Genomic DNA, 21,578 nt, shown 5'->3' on the forward strand with positions numbered 1-21,578 from the left:
ATGTCGGGCGTTTCCGATCTTGGAACCCGCGCGCTCGTCGGGAGCCTGGCGGCCATCGTCGCGCTGGCGGCGCTGGTCGCCGGCGGATGGTTGTTGTGGGCGTTCGTCGCGATCGTGGCGGCGATCGCTCTTCTGGAATGGGCGGCGCTGGCCGGCTCGGCCACCGCGCGGACGGCGATCGCGCTCGGCCTGTTCGCCATCGTCCTGCTCGTCGCATCGCCGGGCTCGTGGGGACCGGTGCGCGATACAGTGGCACTGCTCTCGATCCTCGCGATCGTCGCGGCGATGGCGGTCGGCAGCGGCAAGGTCGGCTGGGGACTGATCTATGCGGGCGCGCCGGCGATCAGTCTGCTGTTTCTTCGAAGCCAGCCGCAGGGCTTCGGGCTCGCGCTGTGGACCATCCTTATCGTCATCCTGACGGATACGGGCGCCTATTTCGTCGGGCGTGCGGTCGGCGGACCCAAGCTTTCGCCCAAGCTCAGCCCGAAGAAGACCTGGGCGGGGTTGCTCGGTGGGATGGTGGCAGCGTTGCTGGGCGGCGCGGCGGTGGGCGCGATGTTCGGACTGCCGGGTGCCACCTTGTGGCTGGGCGCGCCGCTGGCGATCGTCGCGCAGGCGGGTGATCTCTATGAGAGCGCGCTCAAGCGGCAGGCGGGCGTCAAGGATAGCGGGCGGCTGCTGCCGGGGCATGGCGGCATTCTCGACCGGATCGACGGGCTCGTGCCGGTCGCGGCTCTCGTCGCGACTTTGGTCGCGGGTGGTGTGCTGTGAGCGCACGGTCGGTCACGATCCTCGGCGCGACGGGTTCGATCGGTGCCTCCACGCTCGATCTGATCGAGCGCGAGCCGGAGCGCTTCCGCATCAAGGCGCTGACCGCCGCGCGCAGCGTCGCAAAGCTCGCCGACGCGGCGCGCCGGACGCGGGCGGAGCGCGCGGTGATCCTCGATCCGGCGCTCTATGCCGATCTCAAAGTCGCGCTTTCGGGCAGCGGCGTCGAGGCGGCCGCCGGCGAGGAGGCGATCGTCGAGACGGCGGCGATGGGCGCCGACTGGACGATGGCGGCGATCGTCGGCACTGCGGGGCTGCGGCCGGTGATGGCGGCGCTTGGGCAGGGCGCGACCGTCGCGCTCGCCAACAAGGAGGCTCTGGTCTCGGCCGGCGCGCTGATGACGCGCGTCGCGAGCGACCACGGCGCGACCCTGCTGCCCGTGGACAGCGAACATAACGCCGTATTCCAATGCTTTCCGCATGGATCTGCGGAGCGCGTGCGAAAGATCATCCTGACCGCGAGCGGCGGGCCATTCCGGGGTCTCACCCGCGACGAGATGGCCGGCATGACGCCTGCTCAGGCGGTCAAGCACCCCAATTGGTCGATGGGCGCCAAGATCTCGGTCGATAGCGCGACGCTGATGAACAAGGGGCTCGAGCTGATCGAGGCCTTCCACCTGTTCCCGGTCGGCGCGGACAAGCTCGACGTGATCGTCCACCCGCAATCGGTCGTCCACAGCATGGTCGAATATGTCGACGGGTCGGTGCTGGCCCAGCTCGGTACACCCGACATGCGGACGCCGATCGCGCACACGCTTGCCTGGCCGGAGCGGATGGAGACGCCCTGCGCGCGGCTGGATCTGGCCAGCGTCGGCCGGCTGGATTTCGAGGCGCCCGATTTCGATCTCTTCCCCGCGCTCGGCCTCGCACTCGATGCGCTGCGCGAAGGCGGCGCGGCGCCGGCGATCCTCAATGCGGCCAACGAAATCGCGGTCGCCGCCTTTCTCGCCGGCCGGGTCGGCTTTCTCGATATCGCCTTAATCGTCGAGAAAGTCCGTTCGTGCTATGCGGCACCCCATCCGGCGTCGATCGACGATGTACTCGCGATCGATGCCGAGGCGCGCGTCCGCGCGTCGCAGGTGGTGGAGACGCTTTCCCGATGATGGCCGTGCCCAATATTCTCCTCGCGATATTCGGCTTCATCGTCGTGATCGGCCCGCTCGTCTTCCTGCACGAGCTGGGCCATTATTTCGTCGGCCGCTGGTTCGGCGTCCATGCCGAGACCTTCTCGATCGGGATGGGCCGCGAAGTGACCGGCTGGACCGACAAGCGCGGCACGCGCTGGCGCGTCTCGCTGTTGCCGCTCGGCGGCTATGTGAAGTTTGCGGGCGACATGGGGCCCGCCGGAAGGACAGATCCGGCTTGGCAGGCGCTGCCCGAGGCCGAAAAAGCGCGCACCTTCCAGGGAAAACCGCTCTGGCAGCGCTTCCTGATCGTGCTGGCCGGGCCGCTGACCAATTTCCTCGTCGCGATCGCGATCTTCGCGGGCTTCTTCGCTTTCTATGGCGTCCCGCAAACGCCGGCCCTGATTTCGGGCGTCGTCGAGAAATCGGCTGCCGCCAAGGCCGGCATCCTGCCGGGCGACCGGATCGTCACGATCGACGGGCGCGCCATTTCGCGCTTCGAGGAGCTCGCCATCTACGTCTCGGTCCGGCCGGCGACGCCGATGGCGCTGGAGATCGAGCGCGGCGGGCGGACGATCGCCGTTTCCGCAACGCCCGGCGTGCGCGAGGTGATGGACGATCTCGGCAATCCGCAGCGCATGGGCCTGCTGGGCGTGACCCCGGGGCTGCCCATCTATGAACGGCGCGGACCGATCGGGATCGTCGGCGCGGCGGTGCGCGAGACGGTGCAGACCGTTCGGACGATGGTCGACGTCATCGGCCAGATCGTCACCGGCCGGCGCCCGGCGCAGGAACTGGGCGGCCCGATCCAGATCGCACGCTACTCGGGCGAGACGGTGTCGTTCGGGCTGATCGCGATCATCCATTTCATGGCGCTGATCTCGATAAACCTCGGGTTCATCAATCTCTTGCCAATCCCCATGCTGGATGGCGGGCATCTCCTCTTCTATACGATCGAGGGCGTTTTCCGACGGCCGCTTCCCGAACGGGCGCACGATTGGGCGTTCCGTTCAGGTCTCGCGATGCTGCTCGGCTTCATGGTGTTCGTGACGTTCAACGATCTCGGCTCGCTTGGTCTCTGGCGGACGCTTGCCGGCTTGATCGGCTGAACGGGATGGGGCAGGGCGGTGCGCCGGAAAAGGGGCCCGGCACTGCGATCGGTTTTAAGGGCGGACGGGTGAAGTTTCAGAACAAGACGTGTGCACGCCGCTACGCTTCGGCCTTCCTGATCGGCACCGCATTCGCGGGTATGCCGGTGATCGCTCAACGACCGGTCCGGACGCCGGTTCCCACCGCGCCCGTCGCGCCGCCGCCCGCGGCCGCGCTGCCGGCGACGATCTCGGGCACGATCAAGGCGATCAACGTGACGGGCAACCAGCGTCTGGAGCCGGATACCGTCCGTTCCTACGTGAAGCTCGTCGCCGGCCAAGCCTATACGGCTGCCGATCTCGATCAGGCGCTGAAGGATCTCTACGCGTCCGAGCTGTTCGCCGACGTGACGATCGCCGGTGCCGACACGGGCAATATCGTGCTCCAGGTGCGCGAGAATCCGGTGATCAACCGGATCGTGCTGGAGGGTAACAAGCGGATCAAGGAAGAGAAGATCCGGCCCGAGATCAAGCTCGCGCCGCGCCAGATCTTCACGCGCTCCAAGACCCGCGCCGACGTCGCGCGCATCATCGAGCTCTACAAGCGCCAAGGCCGCTATGCGGCGACGGTCGAGCCGAAGATGGTCCAGCTCGACCAGAATCGCGTCGATGTCGTGTTCGAGATCCACGAGGGTCCGAAGTCGCGCATCCGCAAGATCAACATCATCGGCAACGAGAAATTCTCGGACGGACGCCTGCGCGGCGAGATGGTGACGAAGCAGAGCGGCATCACCAAGATCTTCTCGGGCGGGACGAGCTACGATCCCGATCGGCTCGCCTACGATCAGCAGAAGATGCGTCAGTTCTACCTGACCAACGGCTATGCCGATTTCCACGTCGTCTCCGCCGTGGCCGAGCTCACGCCCAACAAGCGCGACTTCATCGTCACGTACGTCGTCGAGGAAGGCGATCGCTACAAGTTCGGCGACATCGATCTGGAAAGCCAGATCCGCGATCTGAAGCCCGACACGCTGAAATACCTGATCCGCTTCAAGAAGGGCGACTGGTATAACGCGAAGATCGTCGAGGACACGGTCGACACGATCACCGAGACGGCGGGCCTGCTCGGCTATGCCTTCGCCGACGTTCGCCCCGATTTCCATCGCGAGAAGGAATCGCTCACGATGGGCGTGACCTTCCAGCTTGCGGACGCGCCGCGCGTCTATGTCGAGCGGATCGATATCAACGGCAACACGATCACGCGCGACAAGGTCGTCCGCCGCGAATTCCGCCTGGCCGAGGGCGATGCGTTCAACGGGTTCCGGGTGAAGCGCTCGCGCGATCGCATCCAGAGCCTCGGCTTCTTCCAGGACAAGCTGGAGATCGGCCAGAAGCAGGGCTCGACCCCCGACAAGGTCATCCTCGAGGCCAATCTGGAAGAGAAATCGACCGGCCAGCTGCAGGTCTCGGCGGGCTATTCGAGCCTCGAGAAGTTCATCGTCAACGCCTCGATCACCCAGTCCAACTTCATGGGCAAGGGTCAGGAAGTCCGTACCAGCGTCGATTATTCCGTCTATTCGAAGTCCATCAACGTCGGCTTCACCGAGCCCTATCTGTTCGACAAGTCGATCGCGCTGGGCGTCGATGTGTTCCGCCGCGATCTCAACTCGTTCAACTACGTGAACAATGACCGCAACACGACCTATAGCCAGGTGACCACGGGCTTCCAGGTCCGAGCCGGCCTGCCGCTGACCGAATATTGGAGCCTCGCGCTGCGATATGGCCTGAGCCTCGACAAGGTCAGCCTCGACAAGAGCAGCTTCTATTCGAACTACATCACCGATCCGGTGACGGGCACGTCGATCCTGACGAACACGTCGCAGTGCGATCCCCTGCTCGCCGGCCGCTATCTGTGCGATTCGATCGGCAACCGGACGACGTCGTCGGTCGGCTACAGCATCGTCTTCGACAATCTGAACGATCGCCGCCGGCCTACAGCGGGCCGCCGCTTCGTCGTGAGCCAGGACATTGCCGGCCTCGGCGGCAGCGTCCGCTACATCCGCACGCGCGCCGAAGGGCACCAATATTATCAGGTCATCAAGGGGATGATCCTGTCGGTGAACGGCGAGGGCGGCTATATCTATTCGCTCAACAAGAGCCGCGGCGCGAATATCGACAAGGTCCGCCTGACCGACCGCTTCTTCCTCGGCCAGCCCGAATTCGCCGGTTTCGACATTCGCGGCGTCGGCCCGCGCGTGTTGCGCGTGCCATATGATTCGAACGGCAATCTCGTCACCGATCGCAGCCAGATGTCGGACGATGCGCTGGGTGGTCGCGCTTATTATATGGGCAAGCTGGATCTCGAACTGCCGCTCGGCAATGGCGCGCGCGAGCTGGGCCTGCGCCCGTCGATCTTCGCGATTGCGGGCTCGGTCTTTGGCCTGACCCGGCCAGCGACCACGAACATCCCCGTCGCCGGCCAGTTCCGCGAAATCCTGAACACGGACGGGACGCGGCTTTGCTACGATGCCGCCGGCGTCAATGCCTCGCAGAACGTGACCGCGGGTACAGCTTGCCCGAGCGGGCTGGCCATCTATGGTCAGAGCATTCCAGGCTTCAGCGAAGTCTATGTCGGTAATACCTGGAAGCCCCGTGTTTCGGTCGGGTTCGGCGTCAACTGGAACTCGCCATTCGGACCGTTCCGGATCGACATCGCCAAGGCACTCGTCAAATATGCCGGCGACGATCCCAAGCTCTTCACTTTCAACGTAGGGACGCAATTCTGATGCTGACGAACTTCAAGCGCGCGGCCGTCGCCGCGCTCCTCTCGGTGGCGATCGCGCCGCCCGTATTCGCCCAGGCCGCCACCGGCGGGATCCTGACGATCGATATCGAGCGCCTGTACAGCGACAGCGCCGCCGCCAAGAGCGCGCAGGCGCAGATGGTGACGCGCTATCAGGGTCCGCAGAGCCAGGCGAACACCGCGTTCGAGACGGCGCGCAACGCCTATCAGACGCAGGTTGCCGCCGCGCAGAAGCTGGTCGGCCCGAGCGGCGACGCCTCGAAGCTTCCGCCCGCCACGCAGCAGGCGCTCGGCCAGGCCGAGGATCGCGTCTCCGAGGCGCGCAACCAGGCGCTCGGCCTGCAGCAGGCGATCCAGGATTCGGCCGCTTATGTGCGCGAGCAGATTATCCAGGCGGTCGTGCCGCTGGCCGAGCAGGTCCGCGCCGAGCGCAAGGCCGCTCTGGTCGTGCCGCGCGGTACCGTGCTCGCCGCCGATCCGGCGGGCGACGTCACGGCCGTGATCCTGCCGCGTCTCGATGCGAAGATCACGTCGGTGCAGATCGTCCGTCCGCAGCCGACGGCGCCTGCCGCAGCACCCGGCGCCGCGCCGGCCGCTCCGCGTCCGCAGCCGCAGGGCCGCTGATCCGGCATGAGTGACGTGGAGCGCCCGGACATCGGCCCCTTGGACATCCAGCGGGTCATGGCGGCGCTCCCGCACCGCTACCCCATGCTCCTCGTCGATCGCGTCGAAGAGCTGATCCCCGATCGTTCGATCGTCGCGGTGAAGGCCGTGACGATCAACGAGGGCTTCTTCCAGGGGCATTTCCCCGGTCGCCCGATCATGCCGGGCGTGCTGATCGTCGAGGCGCTGGCGCAGGCCGCCGGCGTGCTCGCGGTCGAGAGTCTTGGCCTCGCCGGCTCGGGCAAGCTCGTCTATTTCATGGCGATCGACGAGGCGAAGTTCCGCAGCCCGGTGGAGCCCGGCGTGCTGCTCAAGCTCCACGTCGAATTCGTCCAGAAGCGCGCCTCGGTCTGCAAGTTCGCCGGCAAGGCGCTGATCGACGGCAAGGTGGTGGCGCAGGCCAACTTCACCGCGATGATCGCCGATCCGCCCAAGGCCTGATCCAGAGCCCGGGCGCCGGGCTTCCCTTTTCGCGCGGCCGCCTGTAAGGGCGCCGCTTCCCTCCGGCTGGTCGGTAACCAGCCATATCAGGAGCATAGATTATGAAGAGCGGTATCCACCCCGATTATCATGTCATTACGGTCCAGATGACCGATGGCAGCACCTACCAGACGCGCTCCACCTGGGGCGCCGAGGGCGACACGATGACGCTGGACATCGATCCCACCGTCCACCCGGCCTGGACCGGCGGTCGCGGGACGCTGCTCGATCAGGGCGGCCAGGTCGCGCGCTTCAACAAGCGTTTCGGCGGCCTCTCGCTCGCCAAGAAGTAAGGTGTCGGGCGGTCGGCTTCGGCCGGCTGCCCCCACGGACCGTCGCATACGGCACCGGGCGCGCATTGCCGCGCCCGACCGGCGCTGATATTGCGCTGCACAATGAACATCGCCACCGTCCAACGTCTCATGCGGATCGGCTTCTGGTCCGCGTTGCTGTTCGCTTATGTCTGCGCGGTGATCCCGGGCGGGCCCGAGATCGGCAATAGCGACAAGGACGGTCATGTCCTGGCGTTCGTGACGCTGGCGCTGCTCGCGCGGCTGGGCTGGTCGCGCAAGGGCGCGTTCCGGATTGCCGCGGCCCTGCTGCTGTTCGGCATCTTCATCGAGCTGAGCCAGGCGACCCCGCTCGTCCATCGCGATGCCGATGTAATGGACGTCGTCGCAGACGCATGCGGTCTGGCGCTGGGGCTGCTGCTCGGTGCGGTTCTGCTCTATATCTTCCGCCGCAGAGGCGACCGAACGAGTCCGGTCGCCCCCTGATCCTGGCCCGCGTCTAGCGCGCGGCGAACCTGCCGGCACCGTGCCGGATCAGCGACCAGAGATTGCGCGGCGTCCGTGCCAACAGGAAGGCCGAGCGCGCGTGGGCATAGGCGCCGACGCGATCGCCCATCGCCAGCCGAACACGTGCCGCCCAGCGGAAATACTCGCTGTCGAATGCTCGCTCGGCGAGCGCCTGTTCGGCGCGCTCCAACGCTTCTTCCAGCCGCCCCGCGAAGAAGAGCGAGCGGCTGAGCGAAAGGACGAAGATCGGATGCGGAGCGATCGCGACCGCCGCCTCATGCGCGAGCACCGCCTCATCATATCGGGCCAGATCATGCAGCCGCATGCCATATTGATGCTGAATCGTGGCGCTGCCCGGCGCGAGCGAAACCGCGCGAGCGGCGAGTTCGTGCGCGCGGACCTTGCCGCCTTCGGGCAGGCGCGACGAATATTCGGCGAGCCACATCGAAGCCTCCTCCCGGCGGCGCCGGAACTCGCCTTGGATCGCGCCCAGATCGAGCGGTCCGGTCGCGAAGGCGACCGCCATCGTCTGCAACAAATGCAGCTCGCTCAGCACCGTCGTCACCGGGTGACCTGCATAATCTAGGCGGAGGAAGCGAGCACGGACATCGCGGCCGATCAACTCGGCATGCAGCCGGTCCAGCTTCAGCGTCGGATCATATGCGACGACGACGTCGGCGGCGCAGCTGATCGTACCATTGTGGCGCGACAGGAAGCCGATGCGTTTCTGATCCCACCACCAGCGCCGATCCGCGCTCACGCGCCTGGGGTCGATCGAATATTGCGGCGACAGCGACAGGACGTGCGTGGCGCCGACGGCATCGGCAAAGCGCACTGCGGCGTAACCGCCCATGCTCGAGCCATAAGTAAGCACGCGCTCGGCGCCGCTCACCGCCTCGCGAATGACGGCGAGGACGGCGTCGATTTCGGGATATTGATACCAGTCGTTGCCGGCGCTCAGCACGTGGATGCCGGTAAATCCGGCACGTTCGAAGAAGGTCTCGCCGAAGCCGGTGCGTTCGAAGCCGCCATCGTCGTGATAGGATTCGAACGTGACGATTTGATGCCGCAAATCTCCGGCGAGGATGCGGCGCACTTCGACATGATCGGACCTGAACAATATTTCCGGCTGGCCGGGTCCCACGTCGTCCGCTTGTATGATCGTTTCTGCCGTCAACGCATCCGTGCCGTCACTGTGAATCGATCGTCCAACGCCCGATTGCTGCGTTTGTTACGACCGCGTTGCTTCCCGTTGCCCGTCCGTTCGCGGCCATGCAAGTCCCTGGCGGACAGGGTGGGATTCGAACCCACGGTGAGCTTCCACCCACGGCGGTTTTCAAGACCGCTGCCTTAAACCACTCGGCCACCTGTCCGGCGGCGGGCTTATCGGGGCAGGCGGGCGTCTGTGCAAGCCGGCGCGGAGCAACGCGAGGAGGTTCGGGGAGACGAGCGCGTCCTGCTGTGGCAGGAAGGCGACATGATTTCGCGTATCCTGATTGCCGCTTTGTTCGTCGCCACGCCCATATGGGCGCAGGAGACGGCACCACCCGATACGGACCAGTCCGCGACGGTCGCTGCCGAGCCGGCGGCGCCCCCGGCCGAGCCGACCGCCGCCGAGCGCGAGGCAACCGCCTTCCGCGCCTTCGTGGTCGGGCTGCGTCCGCAGGCACTGGCCGCGGGGGTCAATCCGCAGACCTTCGATCGCGAGGTCGCCGATCTCGCCTTCGATCCGCGCGTCGTCCGCGCCGATCGCGGTCAGCCGGGCGGGGCGATCGGTGCGCCGTCCGCGAGCATCAATTTCGCGCCCTACAAACGTAGCCATGTCGAGCCGGTGCGGATCGGGCGCGGGCGGCAGCGCTACGAGAGCCTGCGCTCCCAGCTTTCGGCGATCGAGGCGAAGACGGGCGTGCCCGAATCGGTCATGCTGGCGATCTACGGGCACGAGACGGGCTACGGCACCTTCACCGGCAATTACGATATCCTCCGCTCCTTCGCGACATTGGCCTATGAGGGGCGCCGCCGCGCCTTGTTCACCGCGGAATTCATCGACACGCTCAAGCTGATCGACAAGGGTTTCCCGCGCTCGGTGATGAAGGGCAGTTGGGCGGGGGCGACGGGCTTCCCGCAATTCCTGCCGAGCGTATATCTGCGGCTCGGCATCGATGGCGACGGCAATGGCAAGGCCGATATCTGGCGCAGCGAGGCGGACGCGCTCGCCTCGATCGGCAATTATCTCGTCAATGCCGGGTGGAAGCCGAACGTGCCGTGGGGCGTCCCGGTGGTCGTGCCCTCGACCTTCGACCGGACGGGGCTCGCCTCGTCGCTGACGAGCCCGCGCTGCCCGCGCGTCCATGTCCGGCTGAGCCGCTGGCTGACGATCGCCGAGTGGCGCGGCAAGGGCGTGATGATCGCCGGCGCGCCGGTGCCGGCCGACAGCGAACTGGCGAGCCTGATCGAGCCCGACGGGCCGGGGGCGACCGCCTATCTGCTGACGACCAATTACCAGGCGATCCTCGATTACAATTGCTCGAACTTCTACGCGCTTTCGGTCGGGCTGCTAGCGGACGAGGTGTCGCGTCCTGAGTAAGACAGGCCTTGGCCGGGTCGCGACGCTGGCGGCGGCGCTGCTGCTCGCATCGTGCGCGGGCAACCACATGGTGCCCGACACGCCGGTCAAGATCGGCAAACCCTATCAGGTGCGCGGGCGGACCTATGTGCCCGCGGACGACGCGGATTATGACGAGGTCGGCTCCGCGTCCTGGTACGGTCCGGGGCAGGGTGGCCGCACCGCCAACGGCGAGAAGTTCAAGCAGAACCGCGTCGGCGCCGCACACAAGACCTTGCCTTTGCCTTCCTATGTCGAGGTGACGGCGCTCGCCACGGGCCGCCGGATCATCGTGCGCGTCAACGATCGCGGGCCGTTCGTGGAGGGGCGGATCATCGATCTGTCGCGCGGCGCGGCCGAGGAACTGGGGATCGTGCGCACGGGCACCGCGCGGGTGCGGGTGCGCCGCGTCTTCCCGAGCGAGAAAGTCAGGCGCGCGCTGCGATCGGGCCGCGCTGCCGAGCCGCTGTCGAGCGTCACGCCGCAGCGGTGAGATGCGGCCGAGACCGCCTGCGCATGCGCCGAACCGCAGCGGGATCGGACGGACGGAGCGCCGCCCCCCTGTTCGGCCTGTCTTAATCGCCTGATAACGCTGGTGTGGCACACGGCAGGAATGGCTGTCGGATGGCACGAAACGCTCAGGGGTGGGCAATGATCTGGTTACGGAAACGGAGCGCCGTGCGCGCGGCCGGCGCGATCGCCGCGGCGTCTCTCGTCCTTGCGACGGTTCCGGCGACGGCGACGGTCGTCGGCGCGTCGACGGGGCTGGAAGCGCAGGTGTTCGCCGCGCTCAACGCGATGCGGGCCGAGCCCGGCGCGCATGTCGCGGATCTCAGAAGCTATCGCCAGCATCTGCGCGGCAAGATCGTAACGATGCCTGGCACACGGATCAGCTATCGTACGCGCGAGGGCGCGGTGCCGGTCGATGAGGCGCTGACGTTCCTGTCGGGCGCCGGGGGGCGGGTACAACTCGCGTCCGATCCGGTGCTGGCGGCAGCGGCGGCGGATCATGTCGCGCAGCAAAGCCGATCCGGCCGGACGGGTCATTTCGGGGCGGACGGTTCGGGGCCGTGGTCACGGGTCGAGCGGCGCGGCGGCGGCGGGATGGTCACGGAGGTCATCGCTTACGGTGCGTTCGATGCGGCCGATGTCGTGCGCCAGCTCGTCGTCGACGATGGCGTGCCGAATCGTGGGCATCGCCGCGCGGTCTTCGCCAGCCATCTGCGCTATGCAGGCGTCGCGTGCGGTCCGCATCCCACCTTCCGGACGATGTGCGTCATCGACATGGCGGATGCGCCGGGCGGACAGATGGACGACCGGAGCGCCCGCTTCAGGATCGCATCGGCGCGGTGAGCGGCGCTGTGTCGCGCTTGCTCTGCGGCCTCGGCCTGCACCGCTGGCGCACCCGATCGACCGCGCGGCCGGGAACGACGGTGTCGCGCTGCCGGCGCTGCGACCGCGCCAAGGTGCGTCACGCGCCGCCAAAGCCGACGCCGGAGGTCTGATACAAGGCGACGCAAGTCTGCCTTAGACGCGCCGCGTCCGCTTCATCCTTTCTAGCGGGTAAGGACGAGCGACGCGCGGGGATGACGGGCGGCGCCTTCCGCGTCTAGGATCGGGCGCATGGAAAAGTTGCTCGCGATCGGCTTGATGTCCGGAACCTCGCTCGATGGCGTCGATGCGGCGCTGATCAAGACGGACGGCGAAGGGCATGTCCGCCCGATCGAATTTGTCGGCGACGACTATACCGGCGACGAGCGCGCCGCGATCCGAGCCGCCGTCCAGCGCGCGCTGGAAATGGAGCGGCCGGGGGATGATCCGGTCATCGCCATCGCCGAGCGGATGCTGACCGCGCGCCATGCCGATGCGGTCGAGCGGCTGCTCGCTCAGGCGGGCACTGCTGCCGCCGATGTCGGCGTCGTCGGTTTTCACGGGCAGACGATCGCGCACCGCCCGGATCGCGGCTGGACGTGGCAGATCGGCGATGGCGCCGGCCTCGCCGAGCGGATCGGCATAACGGTCGTCGACCAGCTACGGATTGCCGATGTCGCGGCGGGCGGGCAGGGCGCGCCGCTTCTGCCGGTCTATCATCGCGCTCTCTGCGCGGGCCTGCCCCAGCCGGTGGCGGTGCTCAACCTCGGCGGGGTCGGCAATCTCACGTGGATCGGCGCGGATGAGGCGCTGATCGCGTTCGACACGGGCCCGGCCAACGGGCTCGTCAATCAGTGGGTCGAGCACCAGACGGGCGCCGCCTTCGATGCCGGCGGCGCGCTGGCGGCGGCGGGGAGCGTCCATCACAGCGTGCTCGATACGATGCTCGACAATCCGTGGTTCGATCTGCCCGCGCCGAAGAGCCTCGACCGGCACGATTTCACCGATCAGCCGGCGATGGGCCTCAGCCTGGAGGATGGCGCGGCGACGCTGACGCGCTTTACCGCCGAAACGGTGGCCCTGGCCTTGCGGCTGGTGCCCGAGCGGCCGGCGCGGATCATCGTCGCGGGCGGCGGGCGGCACAATCCGGTGCTGATGCGGATGATCGGAGAGGCCTGCGCGCTGGTGCCCGAGCCGATCGAGGCGCTGGGATGGAATGGCGACGCGACCGAGGCGGAGGGCTTTGCCTATATGGCGGTGCGCAGCCTGCGCGGGCTGCCGATCAGCTTTCCCGGAACGACCGGCGCTCCCGGCCCGATGACCGGCGGGACCATCCATACCCCGACCAAGAGGACGCAAGCGGCATGACGAGACGGATCCTCCTGCCGCTGGCGGCAATCGCGCTGACTCCCGTCGCCGCATCGACGCCCGCCGCGTGGAGCGCGATGCACATCGCGGCGCGGCGGGCGTGCATCGCCGCCGCCGGCCTGCGCGCGCCGAGCGTGTCGAACGTACTCGATTTCTCCGACACGTCGGCCAAGACGGCCTTGCTCGTGCGCGGCACCTATACGCAGCGCTTCATGAAGGGCGCTTCGGGCACCTTCCTGTGCCTCTACGATCGCCGGACGAAGAAGGCCGAGGCGATGGAAGCGCCGGGCTTCGTGTTCGACGAAGCGGCTGCCGCCAAACCCTGAAGCGGGGGGGCGGCGTTCAGGCGCCGATCGTCATCCGCATCGCGATGACGCCGGCGGTGCGCGCCCGAACCGCGGGATCGGCGAGACAGGTGGCGAGCGCCTCGTACCCATGGCCGCCGGGCCAGGGCTCCACGAAGAGCGGCGGGCCGTGATTGGCGGCGCAGAGGATGATCGCCTCGTCAGGCGCCACCAGATCGCAATCGAGGATCGCGGTTGATCGCGTCATCAGGATCAGCATGTGGCCGTTGCGCCCGCCGGCGCGCAGATGCGCCACCAACGCTCGCTGGCTCGCGGTCGAGAGCCCGTCCTCGACCATGTCGATCACGAAGGTCGAGGGAGCGTCCCTATCGAGCGCATCGACGAGCGCGCGCAAGGCATCCGACCGCTCGGCGCCGCGCGCCGCCAGCACGTCCATCGCCTGATCCACGCGCGCGCTCGGCGCGGCCGCTCGGCGGTCGGGTCCCAGATAGAGCGCGCCGGGCAGTTCGGCCGCGAGCCGTTCGGCCAAGCGTGTCTTGCCGCTGCCGAGCGGGCCGGTGAGGAAGGTGAGCGGGCGCAATGCGGAAAGGTCGAACGTCTCGCCTTCCCACGGCCACGGGAGAACGATAGGGGCGGGCACGTTCGCGCTTGCCTGCCGCCGCGTGCGAAGGTTGGCGCGCGCGACCGCGATCGAGCGGGCCTGGTCGCGCAGCTTGCCGTCCTGCGCTGCGAGCCGCGCCGCCAGATCGTCGGCGCCGCCGTCGAGATGACGCGCCATATCGGCAAGCCCGATGCCGAGCGTGCGGAGCGCGACGATCTCGGCTGCGCGCGCCATGTCGGCGGGCGAATAGAGCCGCCAGCCAACGGCCGAGCGGCCCGGCGCGATCAGCCCGCTCCGCTCGTAGAGGCGCAGCGCCTTGATCGAGACGCCGAGGCGCGCGGCCGCCCGCGCGGGCGAAAGGTTTCGGCTGGCAGACCCCATGAAGCACCCGATTGCGAGGGACGATGATCCTCTATCGGGCCGACCCCGGGGGCCGGGTCAAGCGGCGATATCCGGGTCGCTCAGCCCTGCCGTGCGCCCGCGCGAGTCGCGAGCAGATCGAGCAGGCACTGATGATGGAGCAGGATCTGGCGCGCGCCGAAGACGAGCGTGCGTTCGAGCCGTTCCCTGTCCGGCATGGCGGCGAGCATGTCGGCCGTATCCTCTTCGCTCGGCAGGCGCGGCGCGGTGAAATCGACGCCGAGGCGGGCCGCTGCGGTCTCGAGCGCGGCACGGATCGGCAGCCAATCGAAGAGCAGGCCCGCGACCGCGCCGATCGCGCAGCCGAATCGATCGGACCGGGCGATCGTCGCCATCGCCTGACGCTGCGCGATCACTGCGGAGACGGTCGCGGCCTCGCCGGGCGTGCTCGGAACCGGGCCGGCAGCGACGATTAGGGCGCCGAGATTGCCGCGCTCGGCCGCGAAGCCGCGCACCGCATCGGCGAGCCAGGCGTCACCGCCCGGCCAGATATTATGCTCGGCGACGAGCTCGATCAGGCCCGGCTGGGGCCCGTGGAGCATCGTCAGCAGGTGGAGCATGTCCGAAAGGTTGCGCGTGGCGAGCGGCCCCGCATTCAGTTCGGCCGAATGCAGCCAGGCGTGGGTTGCGCTGCCCTCACCCGCGACGAGCGACGTGAGCAGTCCGCCCCGATCAAGGGCAGAGGGTTCCAGGGCGACGCGCATACACAGCTCCAATCAAAGTGCTTCACGACCCCTCGTGGCCGAACATTTATACCGGAGGGCGTAAAGGTCTGGTTTACGGAGCCTTTGCCATATTGCGCATCGCCCGGATTTCGATCCGTCAGGCCGCCGCGAACGACAGCAGATCGGCGGTAAAGCGATCTTTCTCGGTTACGTTCAGGCCGTGCGGCGCGCCATCATATTCGATGAGCTGCGCGCCAGCGATCCCTGCGGCGGCGGCGCGCGCGGAGGGCTTGATCGGGACGGTCTTGTCCGACGTGCCGTGGATGATCAGGGTCGGTACGCGGAAGGCGGACAGGTCCGGGCGGAAATCGGTCTTGCCGAACGAATCAATGCAGGCGAGCGTGCCGGGCAGGCCGGCGGCCATCGCCTGGGTCCAGAACAGATCGATCATCTGCTGGCTGACGGGACTGCTGATGTAGCCGACGCCGTAGAATTGCTCGGCGAAGCTCGCGAAGAAGGCGGCGCGGTCCTTCAGGATCGGGGCCTTCATTTGATCGTCGAACACGCTTTCGGGGACGCCGTCCGGATTGCTCTCGTCCTTCAGCAGATAGGCGACGACCGACGAGATCAGGCCCGCCTTGGCGATGCCCTTGCCGCCGTGGCGCGACATGTAGCGCGCGACCTCGCCGCCGCCCATCGAGAAGCCGACGAGAGTCGCATCCGTGACGCCGGTCGCGTCGATGACCTGCGCGAGATCGTCGGCGAGCGTGTCGTAATCGTAACCGCCGAAGGGCTGCGACGAACGGCCAAAGCCACGGCGGTCATAGGCGATGACCCGGTGGCCGGCCTGCGCGAGCGCAAGCGCCTGATCGTCCCAGCTGTCGGACGTAAGCGGCCAGCCGTGGAGCAGGATGACCGGGCGGCCACTGCCCCAATCCTTAACGTAGAGATCGACATTGTCGCTGGTCTTGACGAAGGGCACGGGATGTTTCTCCTGTCCGAGGAAGGGCTTAACGCCCGGACGGGAATTTGGTCTCAGGCGGCGCCGATGCCGCCGTGCGCGCCGGGCTGGGCCGCTTCGGTTTCGCGGCTGGTCGGGTTGCGGAGCGACGGGCGCAGCCGCGCGATGCTGAACAGACCGGCGACGACCGCGAGGCCTGCGGCGACGAGCGGCGGCACATTCGTCGTCGCGAAGCCGAAAGCGAGGACCGTCGCGACCCCGGTCGCGCCCATCGTCTGGCCGACGAGGCGGGTGGTGGAGACGAGGCCCCCCGCCGAGGCGGCGCGCTCGCGCGGGGCGGAGCCGATGATGAGCCGCGCATTGGGCGACAGGAACATGCCGAAGCCCGCGCCGCACAGCGACATCCGCCAGGCGATATCGATATAGGTCGGGTGCAACGGCAGGAAGGCGAGGAAGACCAAGGCGGTGGTCGCGATGACCATGCCGATGCCGCCGAGCAGGCCCGCCGGATAACGATCGGAGAGCGAGCCGGCGATCGGCGCGACGATCATCGTCGTCAGCGGCCAGGGCGCGATCATCACGCCGACCTCGCTCGGCGGGAAGCCATAGCCGTGCTGGAGGCGGAAGGGCAGCGAGAGGATGATCATCTGCGAGGCGCTGAAGGCGAGGAAGGCGCCCGCCACCGAGAGCGCGAGGACAGGACGCGCAAGCAGATCGACCGGCAGGATCGGCACGGGTTCGCGCCGTTCGTGGAACACCAGGGCGACGCCGAACAATATGCCGATCGCGACAACCGCGAGGCTGACGATCGGCGAATTGCCGTGTACGAGCGCCTCCAGCCCCGAGATGATCAGGCCGAACGTCGCCATGTTGAGCATCGCGCCGGCGAGATTGTAGGGACCGGTCTTGCGCGGCGGTACGTCGGGCAGGCCCCAGCGGCCGAGCGCGAGCGACAGGATCGCGAAGGGCGCGGCCATCGCGAACACCCACGGCCAGGGCGCGACCGCGAGGATCAGCCCGCCCGCGGTCGGCGCGAGCGCGCCCGAGACCGAACCCATGATGTTGTTGAGCCCGAGCCCGCGGCCGAGATGCTTGGGTGGATAGACGACGCGGATCATCGCCGCCATCACCGACAGGGCCGCTGCGGCGCCCGCCGCCTGCAGCGCGCGGACGACGAGCAGGAAGCCGAGGCTGTGCGCGAAGAAGCAGAGCACCGTCGCGATCGTGAAGACGATCTGCCCGCCCTGGTAGAGCCGCTTGAGCCCGATCCGGTCGCCGAGCGCCGAGAAGGGCAAGAGCGCCATGACGAGCACGAGTTGATAGACGGTGACGACGAGCACGGCGGACGAATTGTCGACGTGAAGGTCGCGCGAAATCGTCGGCAGGGCGACGGTCGCGATCGCGCCGTCGATGATCGTAAGCATCGTGCCGAGGCTGATCGCTGCAACCGCGAGGGTGAAGCGCCATCCTTCGAGTCCGGCGGCGGGCACGGCATCGTCAGTTTGCATGGGTCACAGATTCCTCGGGCGCGCGTCGCTGGACAAGGACGCCGTTATGCCTAAAGCCGCGCGCGTCATAGGAGCTTGAAGAATGGGTTATCGTGTCGTCGTCGCAGGCGCGACCGGCAATGTCGGTCGCGAAATGCTGAACATCCTCGCCGAGCGGGAATTCCCGATCGACGCCATCGCCGTGCTCGCCTCGTCGCGCAGCCAGGGCCTGGAAGTGGATTTTGGCGACACCGGCCAGAAGTACAAGATCCAGAATATCGAGCATTTCGACTGGACCGGCTGGGACATGGCCCTGTTCGCGATCGGCTCCGAGGCGACCGCGAAATATGCGCCGATCGCGGCTGCTGCCGGCTGCATCGTCATCGACAACAGCTCGCTCTACCGGATGGATCCGGACGTGCCCTTGATCGTGCCCGAGGTGAATCCGCAGGCGATCGACGGCTATCGCAAGCGCAACATCATCGCCAATCCGAACTGCTCGACCGCGCAGATGGTCGTCGCGCTGAAGCCGCTCCACGACAAGGCGAAGATCACGCGCGTCGTCGTCTCGACCTACCAGTCGGTGTCCGGCGCGGGCAAGGAAGGCATGGACGAGCTGTTCGAGCAGAGCCGCAACATCTTCGTCGGTGATCCGGCCGAGGCGAAGAAGTTCACCAAGCAGATCGCGTTCAACGTGATCCCGCACATCGATAGCTTCCTGGACGACGGCTACACCAAGGAAGAGTGGAAGATGGTCGTCGAGACCAAGAAGATCCTCGATCCGAAGATCAAGGTGACCGCGACCTGCGTGCGCGTGCCCGTGTTCGTCGGCCATTCGGAAGCGATCAACATCGAGTTTGAGGACGAGATTTCGGCCAAGGAAGCGCAGGACATATTGCGCGAGGCGCCGGGGATCATGCTGATCGATAAGCGCGAGGATGGTGGTTACATCACCCCGATCGAATGCGTCGGCGAGTTCGCGACCTTCGTCAGCCGCGTGCGCGAGGATCCGACCGTGGAGAACGGGCTCGTCCTGTGGTGCGTCTCGGATAATCTTCGCAAGGGCGCAGCGCTGAATGCGGTCCAGATCGCCGAACTGCTGGGGCGGCGCCACCTGAAAAAGGACGGCTGATCGATGGTGGAGGGCGGCTGCCGCTGCGGCGCGGTGCGGTACACGCTGGCGCTGGACGCGCTGCCCTCCACCTATGCCTGCCATTGCCATCTGTGCCAGCGCTGGACGGGAAGCGCCTTCAGCCTGCAGGCGCTCGTCCCCGAAGCCAGCCTGACCGTGACCGGGCCGATCGCAATCTACGAGAAGACGACCGACGACCGGACATCGACGCAGCGGGTCTGCGCGGTCTGCCATGCGCGGATCTACAATACGAACACGCGCCGACCGGGCGTCGCTGTGGTGCGCGCCGGCACGCTCGATCGATCCGAAGAACTGGTCTGCACAGGCCATATCTTCACGGCCTATCGCCAGACGTGGTTCGTGCTTCCGGACGGCGTGCCGCAATGGCCCGAGGCGCCGGCGCCGGCGGAGTTCGCGGCGCTTATGGCTAGGCCGCAAGCGACCTGACCTAGCTAACGTCGCGCTTATCCGTAGTTTCTCCTGATCGCCCCACTCGATCAAAATCTTTCAAAAAATCGTGTGTCCCGTTTAGTGGGTTCGGGCGTATTCCCTGTTCATCAGAAAACAGGGAGAGAGCCGATGAGCCTCGATTTTTACCGCAGCGCGCGTCCGGCGCTGGCGATGCTGCTCGTATCGACCGCGTTGCCCGTGCTTGCTCAATCCGCCGATCCGGCAGCGACGCAGGTCGAAACCCGGATGAGTACCGTCGCCGAGCCGATCGCCGCCACCAAGCCGCGTGCCGCGCAAGCTGGAGTCGCCGGCACGGTCGATACCCAGGCCGCGGGCGCCGTCGCGCCGCAGATGACGCGCGACAATGGCGCGCCGATCGGATCGAACCGCAATTCGCTTGCCGCCGGTGACGCCGGGCCGGTGCTGCTCGAGGACACGACGCTGATCGAGAAGCTTGCGCGCTTCGATCGCGAGCGCGTGCCCGAGCGCGTCGTCCATGCGCGCGGCACGGGCGCACTGGGCATATTCCGCGCGACCGCCGATATCTCGCCGCTGACCAAGGCGTCGTTGTTCACCGCCGGCAAGGAAACGCCGGTGTTTGTGCGCTTCTCGACCGTCATCCATCCCTCGGGCAGCCCCGAAGGCCTGCGCGATCCGCACGGCTTCGCGGTCAAATTCTATACCGATCAGGGCAATTGGGATCTCGTCGGCAACAATCTGCCGATCTTCTTCATCCGCGACGCGATCCAGTTTCCGGACATGATCCATTCGCTCAAGCCGTCGCCGGTGACCAACAAGCAGGATCCGAACCGGCTGTTCGAGTTCTTCTCGGGCACGCCCGAGGCGACCAACATGCTGGTGCATGTCTATTCGAACCTCGGTACGCCGGCCTCGTACCGGACGATGGACGGCAATGGCGTCCACGCGTTCAAGCTCGTCAATGCGCAGGGCCAGACCGTCTTCGCCAAGTTCCGCTGGATCAGCCATCAGGGCGTGAAGAGCCTCAACGGCGATGCGGCGAACAAGGCGCCGTTCAATTATCTGACCGACGATCTCTATGGCGAGATCGCGGCGGGCAATTTTCCGACCTGGGACCTGATGGTGCAGACGCTGACCGCCGACGAGGTGGGCAAGCTGCCTTACAATGGCTTCGACGACACGAAGGAGTGGCTGGGCGTGCCGTTCCGCAAGATCGGCGAGATGACGCTCAACAAGGTGCCGGAGAATTTCTTCCGCTGGACCGAGCAATCGGCGTTCGCGCCGGCCAATCTGGTGCCCGGCATCGAGCAGTCGCCCGATCGGATGCTGCAGGGCCGGCTCTTTTCCTATTCTGACACGCAGCGTTATCGTGTCGGCGCGAACGTGATGGACCTGCCGGTCAACCGCCCGCGCGTGCCGGTCGTCAACAACTATCAGGACGGGCAGCTGGATACGGCGACGGGCAAGGTCGACGTGAACTACTTCCCGTCGGTCACCCAGCAGAAGGCGGTCGATCCCAGCTTCGCGCCGACGCCGTACAAGGTCGATGCGATCGTCCAGACCGCGCCGATCTCGAAAACCGAGCCGTTCGATCAGGCGGGCGATTTCTATCGCTCGCTCAAGCCGATGGACAAGGCCGACCTCGTCAAGAATCTGGCGGGTGACCTCAATGTCGTGACCTCGGCGCGGACCAAGACGATCATGGTCAGCTACTTCACCCAGGCCGACAAGGATCTGGGGATGCGGCTCGCCAAGGCGGTCAACGTGCCGTCGAGCGACGTCAGCAAGGCGGTCGCGGATTATCAGGCGGCGGTCGACGCGCGTTACGCCGGCAAGCAGTGATGCTGAGCCTCGTGTTGGGGGCTGCGCTCGCCGGCGCGGCCCCGGCGCCTGCGGCGGCGCTGCCTCCGCCCGAGCGGCGGCAGGAACTGCTGTTCGAGGCGGCGAAGCTGGGGCGGGTCGATCTGATCCCGTTGCTCGTCAAGAACGGCGCCGACGTGAACGCCTATGAGGCGCGTGGCTTCACCCCGCTGATCCTGGCGGCCTATAATGGCCAGGCGGCGGCGGTGGAGGCCTTGCTCGCGGTCGGTGCCGATCCGTGCAAGCCCGACGCGACGCAGGGCAATACCGCGCAGATGGGCGTCGCCTTCAAGGGCGACGACGCAATCGCGGCGCGGCTGCTCAAGGAAAAATGCGACGTCAATGTCCGCAATCATGCGGGGCAGACGGCGCTGATGATGGCGGCTTTGTTCGCGCGCACGAAGCAGATCGACATGCTGCTGAAGGCAGGCGCGGATCCGGCGATCGCCGATGCCTCGGGCCGAACCGCGGCCGGCGTGGCGGCGGCGCAGGGGAGCGATGCCGTGGCGCAGACGCTGGGCGCGAAGCCGCAATAGCCTTCCTTTTCCCGTTCGCACTGAGCTTGTCGAAGTGCTGTTTTTCTTCTGACCG

General features: G+C 67.0%; 22 protein-coding genes and 1 tRNA gene. 17 read left to right on the plus strand and 6 right to left on the minus strand.

Features of this window, described 5'->3' with window-relative positions:
• The 8 genes from Q4F19_RS01145 to Q4F19_RS01180 all read left to right on the plus strand — a co-directional run bounded on the left by Q4F19_RS01145 (nucleotide 1) and on the right by Q4F19_RS01180 (nucleotide 7,762).
• On the plus strand, nucleotides 1-771 hold the full coding sequence (locus tag Q4F19_RS01145) for a phosphatidate cytidylyltransferase (protein ID WP_303539305.1): 771 nt from the start codon (nucleotides 1-3) through the stop codon (nucleotides 769-771).
• The gene (locus Q4F19_RS01150; RefSeq protein WP_303539306.1) at nucleotides 768-1,931 is read left to right on the plus strand and encodes a 1-deoxy-D-xylulose-5-phosphate reductoisomerase; all 1,164 of its coding nucleotides are present in this window, start codon (nucleotides 768-770) and stop codon (nucleotides 1,929-1,931) included. The genes Q4F19_RS01145 and Q4F19_RS01150 overlap by 4 nt, the downstream gene beginning before the upstream one ends.
• Nucleotides 1,928-3,061 carry an RIP metalloprotease RseP gene (gene rseP, locus Q4F19_RS01155; RefSeq protein ID WP_303539307.1) on the plus strand — a complete coding sequence of 378 codons (1,134 nt, stop codon included), beginning with the start codon at nucleotides 1,928-1,930 and terminating at the stop codon, nucleotides 3,059-3,061. Before Q4F19_RS01150 ends, rseP begins: the two co-directional genes overlap by 4 nt.
• 140 nt (nucleotides 3,062-3,201) lie before the next feature.
• A complete protein-coding gene (gene bamA, locus Q4F19_RS01160; RefSeq protein ID WP_303539920.1) occupies nucleotides 3,202-5,826 on the plus strand; it encodes an outer membrane protein assembly factor BamA in 2,625 nt (874 codons plus the stop codon).
• Nucleotides 5,826-6,467, plus strand: a complete 642-nt coding sequence (locus Q4F19_RS01165; protein WP_303539308.1) for an OmpH family outer membrane protein — start codon at nucleotides 5,826-5,828, stop codon at nucleotides 6,465-6,467. Before bamA ends, Q4F19_RS01165 begins: the two co-directional genes overlap by 1 nt.
• Before the next feature lie 6 nt (nucleotides 6,468-6,473).
• Entirely contained in the window at nucleotides 6,474-6,947 is a 474-nt protein-coding gene (gene fabZ / locus Q4F19_RS01170; protein ID WP_303539309.1) for a 3-hydroxyacyl-ACP dehydratase FabZ, read from the plus strand.
• Between the two features lie 101 nt (nucleotides 6,948-7,048).
• Entirely contained in the window at nucleotides 7,049-7,279 is a 231-nt protein-coding gene (rpmE, locus tag Q4F19_RS01175) for a 50S ribosomal protein L31 (protein ID WP_303539310.1), read from the plus strand.
• Nucleotides 7,280-7,381: 102 nt separating this feature from the next.
• Nucleotides 7,382-7,762 (plus strand): VanZ family protein, encoded by a 381-nt coding sequence (locus Q4F19_RS01180; protein WP_303539311.1) that lies wholly within the window; start codon nucleotides 7,382-7,384, stop codon nucleotides 7,760-7,762.
• 13 nt (nucleotides 7,763-7,775) lie between these two features.
• Here Q4F19_RS01180 and Q4F19_RS01185 read toward each other — a convergent pair whose 3' ends face one another.
• Together Q4F19_RS01185 and Q4F19_RS01190 are read right to left on the minus strand one after the other, a co-directional pair.
• A complete protein-coding gene (locus tag Q4F19_RS01185) occupies nucleotides 7,776-8,960 on the minus strand; it encodes a tetratricopeptide repeat protein (RefSeq protein WP_303539312.1) in 1,185 nt (394 codons plus the stop codon).
• A 106-nt stretch (nucleotides 8,961-9,066) separates the two neighbouring features.
• Nucleotides 9,067-9,156 (minus strand) — tRNA-Ser (locus tag Q4F19_RS01190).
• 104 nt (nucleotides 9,157-9,260) lie between these two features.
• On the opposite strand from Q4F19_RS01190, the gene Q4F19_RS01195 reads away from it, so the two are divergent.
• The 5 genes from Q4F19_RS01195 (at nucleotide 9,261) to Q4F19_RS01215 (ending at nucleotide 13,453) form a co-directional block, all read left to right on the plus strand.
• On the plus strand, nucleotides 9,261-10,370 hold the full coding sequence (locus Q4F19_RS01195; RefSeq protein WP_303539313.1) for a lytic murein transglycosylase: 1,110 nt from the start codon (nucleotides 9,261-9,263) through the stop codon (nucleotides 10,368-10,370).
• Nucleotides 10,371-10,437: 67 nt separating this feature from the next.
• A complete protein-coding gene (locus Q4F19_RS01200) occupies nucleotides 10,438-10,881 on the plus strand; it encodes a septal ring lytic transglycosylase RlpA family protein (RefSeq protein WP_303539314.1) in 444 nt (147 codons plus the stop codon).
• A 185-nt stretch (nucleotides 10,882-11,066) separates the two neighbouring features.
• On the plus strand, nucleotides 11,067-11,741 hold the full coding sequence (locus tag Q4F19_RS01205; protein WP_303539315.1) for a CAP domain-containing protein: 675 nt from the start codon (nucleotides 11,067-11,069) through the stop codon (nucleotides 11,739-11,741).
• Nucleotides 11,742-12,011: 270 nt separating this feature from the next.
• Complete coding sequence (locus tag Q4F19_RS01210) at nucleotides 12,012-13,127, plus strand: anhydro-N-acetylmuramic acid kinase (RefSeq protein WP_303539316.1); 1,116 nt, start codon at nucleotides 12,012-12,014, stop codon at nucleotides 13,125-13,127.
• Complete coding sequence (locus Q4F19_RS01215) at nucleotides 13,124-13,453, plus strand: hypothetical protein (protein WP_303539317.1); 330 nt, start codon at nucleotides 13,124-13,126, stop codon at nucleotides 13,451-13,453. The genes Q4F19_RS01210 and Q4F19_RS01215 overlap by 4 nt, the downstream gene beginning before the upstream one ends.
• A gap of 16 nt (nucleotides 13,454-13,469) precedes the next feature.
• Here Q4F19_RS01215 and Q4F19_RS01220 read toward each other — a convergent pair whose 3' ends face one another.
• From Q4F19_RS01220 to Q4F19_RS01235, 4 genes are all read right to left on the minus strand, one after another.
• Nucleotides 13,470-14,414: a MerR family transcriptional regulator gene (locus Q4F19_RS01220; RefSeq protein WP_303539318.1), complete on the minus strand. Its 945-nt coding sequence runs from the start codon at nucleotides 14,412-14,414 to the stop codon at nucleotides 13,470-13,472.
• An 80-nt stretch (nucleotides 14,415-14,494) separates the two neighbouring features.
• Nucleotides 14,495-15,157 (minus strand): DUF6975 family protein, encoded by a 663-nt coding sequence (locus Q4F19_RS01225; protein ID WP_303539319.1) that lies wholly within the window; start codon nucleotides 15,155-15,157, stop codon nucleotides 14,495-14,497.
• A gap of 118 nt (nucleotides 15,158-15,275) precedes the next feature.
• Nucleotides 15,276-16,100, minus strand: coding sequence for an alpha/beta fold hydrolase (locus Q4F19_RS01230; protein WP_303539320.1), 825 nt, complete (start codon nucleotides 16,098-16,100; stop codon nucleotides 15,276-15,278).
• A gap of 53 nt (nucleotides 16,101-16,153) precedes the next feature.
• A complete protein-coding gene (locus Q4F19_RS01235) occupies nucleotides 16,154-17,587 on the minus strand; it encodes an MFS transporter (RefSeq protein ID WP_303539321.1) in 1,434 nt (477 codons plus the stop codon).
• Between the two features lie 82 nt (nucleotides 17,588-17,669).
• Here Q4F19_RS01235 and Q4F19_RS01240 point away from each other — a divergent pair, with 82 nt between their 5' ends.
• From Q4F19_RS01240 to Q4F19_RS01255, 4 genes are all read left to right on the plus strand, one after another.
• A complete protein-coding gene (locus Q4F19_RS01240) occupies nucleotides 17,670-18,698 on the plus strand; it encodes an aspartate-semialdehyde dehydrogenase (protein ID WP_303539322.1) in 1,029 nt (342 codons plus the stop codon).
• 3 nt (nucleotides 18,699-18,701) lie between these two features.
• Nucleotides 18,702-19,145, plus strand: a complete 444-nt coding sequence (locus Q4F19_RS01245; RefSeq protein ID WP_303539323.1) for a GFA family protein — start codon at nucleotides 18,702-18,704, stop codon at nucleotides 19,143-19,145.
• A 132-nt stretch (nucleotides 19,146-19,277) separates the two neighbouring features.
• Entirely contained in the window at nucleotides 19,278-20,969 is a 1,692-nt protein-coding gene (locus Q4F19_RS01250) for a catalase (RefSeq protein ID WP_303539324.1), read from the plus strand.
• A complete protein-coding gene (locus Q4F19_RS01255) occupies nucleotides 20,969-21,523 on the plus strand; it encodes an ankyrin repeat domain-containing protein (RefSeq protein WP_303539325.1) in 555 nt (184 codons plus the stop codon). The genes Q4F19_RS01250 and Q4F19_RS01255 overlap by 1 nt, the downstream gene beginning before the upstream one ends.
• Nucleotides 21,524-21,578 lie beyond the last annotated feature (55 nt).

It is taken from the genome of Sphingomonas natans (genome assembly GCF_030546695.1).
Taxonomy (GTDB): domain Bacteria; phylum Pseudomonadota; class Alphaproteobacteria; order Sphingomonadales; family Sphingomonadaceae; genus Sphingomonas_I; species Sphingomonas_I natans.

Excerpts from the sequence above, each read along its gene's own strand:
- Q4F19_RS01145 (WP_303539305.1), top strand. The coding sequence starts at position 1 with ATGTCGGGCGTTTCCGATCTTGGAACCCGCGCGCTCGTCGGGAGCCTG.
- rseP (WP_303539307.1), top strand. The coding sequence starts at position 1,928 with ATGATGGCCGTGCCCAATATTCTCCTCGCGATATTCGGCTTCATCGTC.
- bamA (WP_303539920.1), top strand. The coding sequence starts at position 3,202 with ATGCCGGTGATCGCTCAACGACCGGTCCGGACGCCGGTTCCCACCGCG.
- Q4F19_RS01165 (WP_303539308.1), top strand. The coding sequence starts at position 5,826 with ATGCTGACGAACTTCAAGCGCGCGGCCGTCGCCGCGCTCCTCTCGGTG.
- fabZ (WP_303539309.1), top strand. The coding sequence starts at position 6,474 with ATGAGTGACGTGGAGCGCCCGGACATCGGCCCCTTGGACATCCAGCGG.
- rpmE (WP_303539310.1), top strand. The coding sequence starts at position 7,049 with ATGAAGAGCGGTATCCACCCCGATTATCATGTCATTACGGTCCAGATG.
- Q4F19_RS01180 (WP_303539311.1), top strand. The coding sequence starts at position 7,382 with ATGAACATCGCCACCGTCCAACGTCTCATGCGGATCGGCTTCTGGTCC.
- Q4F19_RS01195 (WP_303539313.1), top strand. The coding sequence starts at position 9,261 with ATGATTTCGCGTATCCTGATTGCCGCTTTGTTCGTCGCCACGCCCATA.
- Q4F19_RS01200 (WP_303539314.1), top strand. The coding sequence starts at position 10,438 with ATGGTGCCCGACACGCCGGTCAAGATCGGCAAACCCTATCAGGTGCGC.
- Q4F19_RS01210 (WP_303539316.1), top strand. The coding sequence starts at position 12,012 with ATGGAAAAGTTGCTCGCGATCGGCTTGATGTCCGGAACCTCGCTCGAT.
- Q4F19_RS01215 (WP_303539317.1), top strand. The coding sequence starts at position 13,124 with ATGACGAGACGGATCCTCCTGCCGCTGGCGGCAATCGCGCTGACTCCC.
- Q4F19_RS01220 (WP_303539318.1), bottom strand. The coding sequence starts at position 14,414 with ATGGGGTCTGCCAGCCGAAACCTTTCGCCCGCGCGGGCGGCCGCGCGC.
- Q4F19_RS01225 (WP_303539319.1), bottom strand. The coding sequence starts at position 15,157 with ATGCGCGTCGCCCTGGAACCCTCTGCCCTTGATCGGGGCGGACTGCTC.
- Q4F19_RS01235 (WP_303539321.1), bottom strand. The coding sequence starts at position 17,587 with ATGCAAACTGACGATGCCGTGCCCGCCGCCGGACTCGAAGGATGGCGC.
- Q4F19_RS01240 (WP_303539322.1), top strand. The coding sequence starts at position 17,670 with ATGGGTTATCGTGTCGTCGTCGCAGGCGCGACCGGCAATGTCGGTCGC.
- Q4F19_RS01245 (WP_303539323.1), top strand. The coding sequence starts at position 18,702 with ATGGTGGAGGGCGGCTGCCGCTGCGGCGCGGTGCGGTACACGCTGGCG.
- Q4F19_RS01250 (WP_303539324.1), top strand. The coding sequence starts at position 19,278 with ATGAGCCTCGATTTTTACCGCAGCGCGCGTCCGGCGCTGGCGATGCTG.
- Q4F19_RS01255 (WP_303539325.1), top strand. The coding sequence starts at position 20,969 with ATGCTGAGCCTCGTGTTGGGGGCTGCGCTCGCCGGCGCGGCCCCGGCG.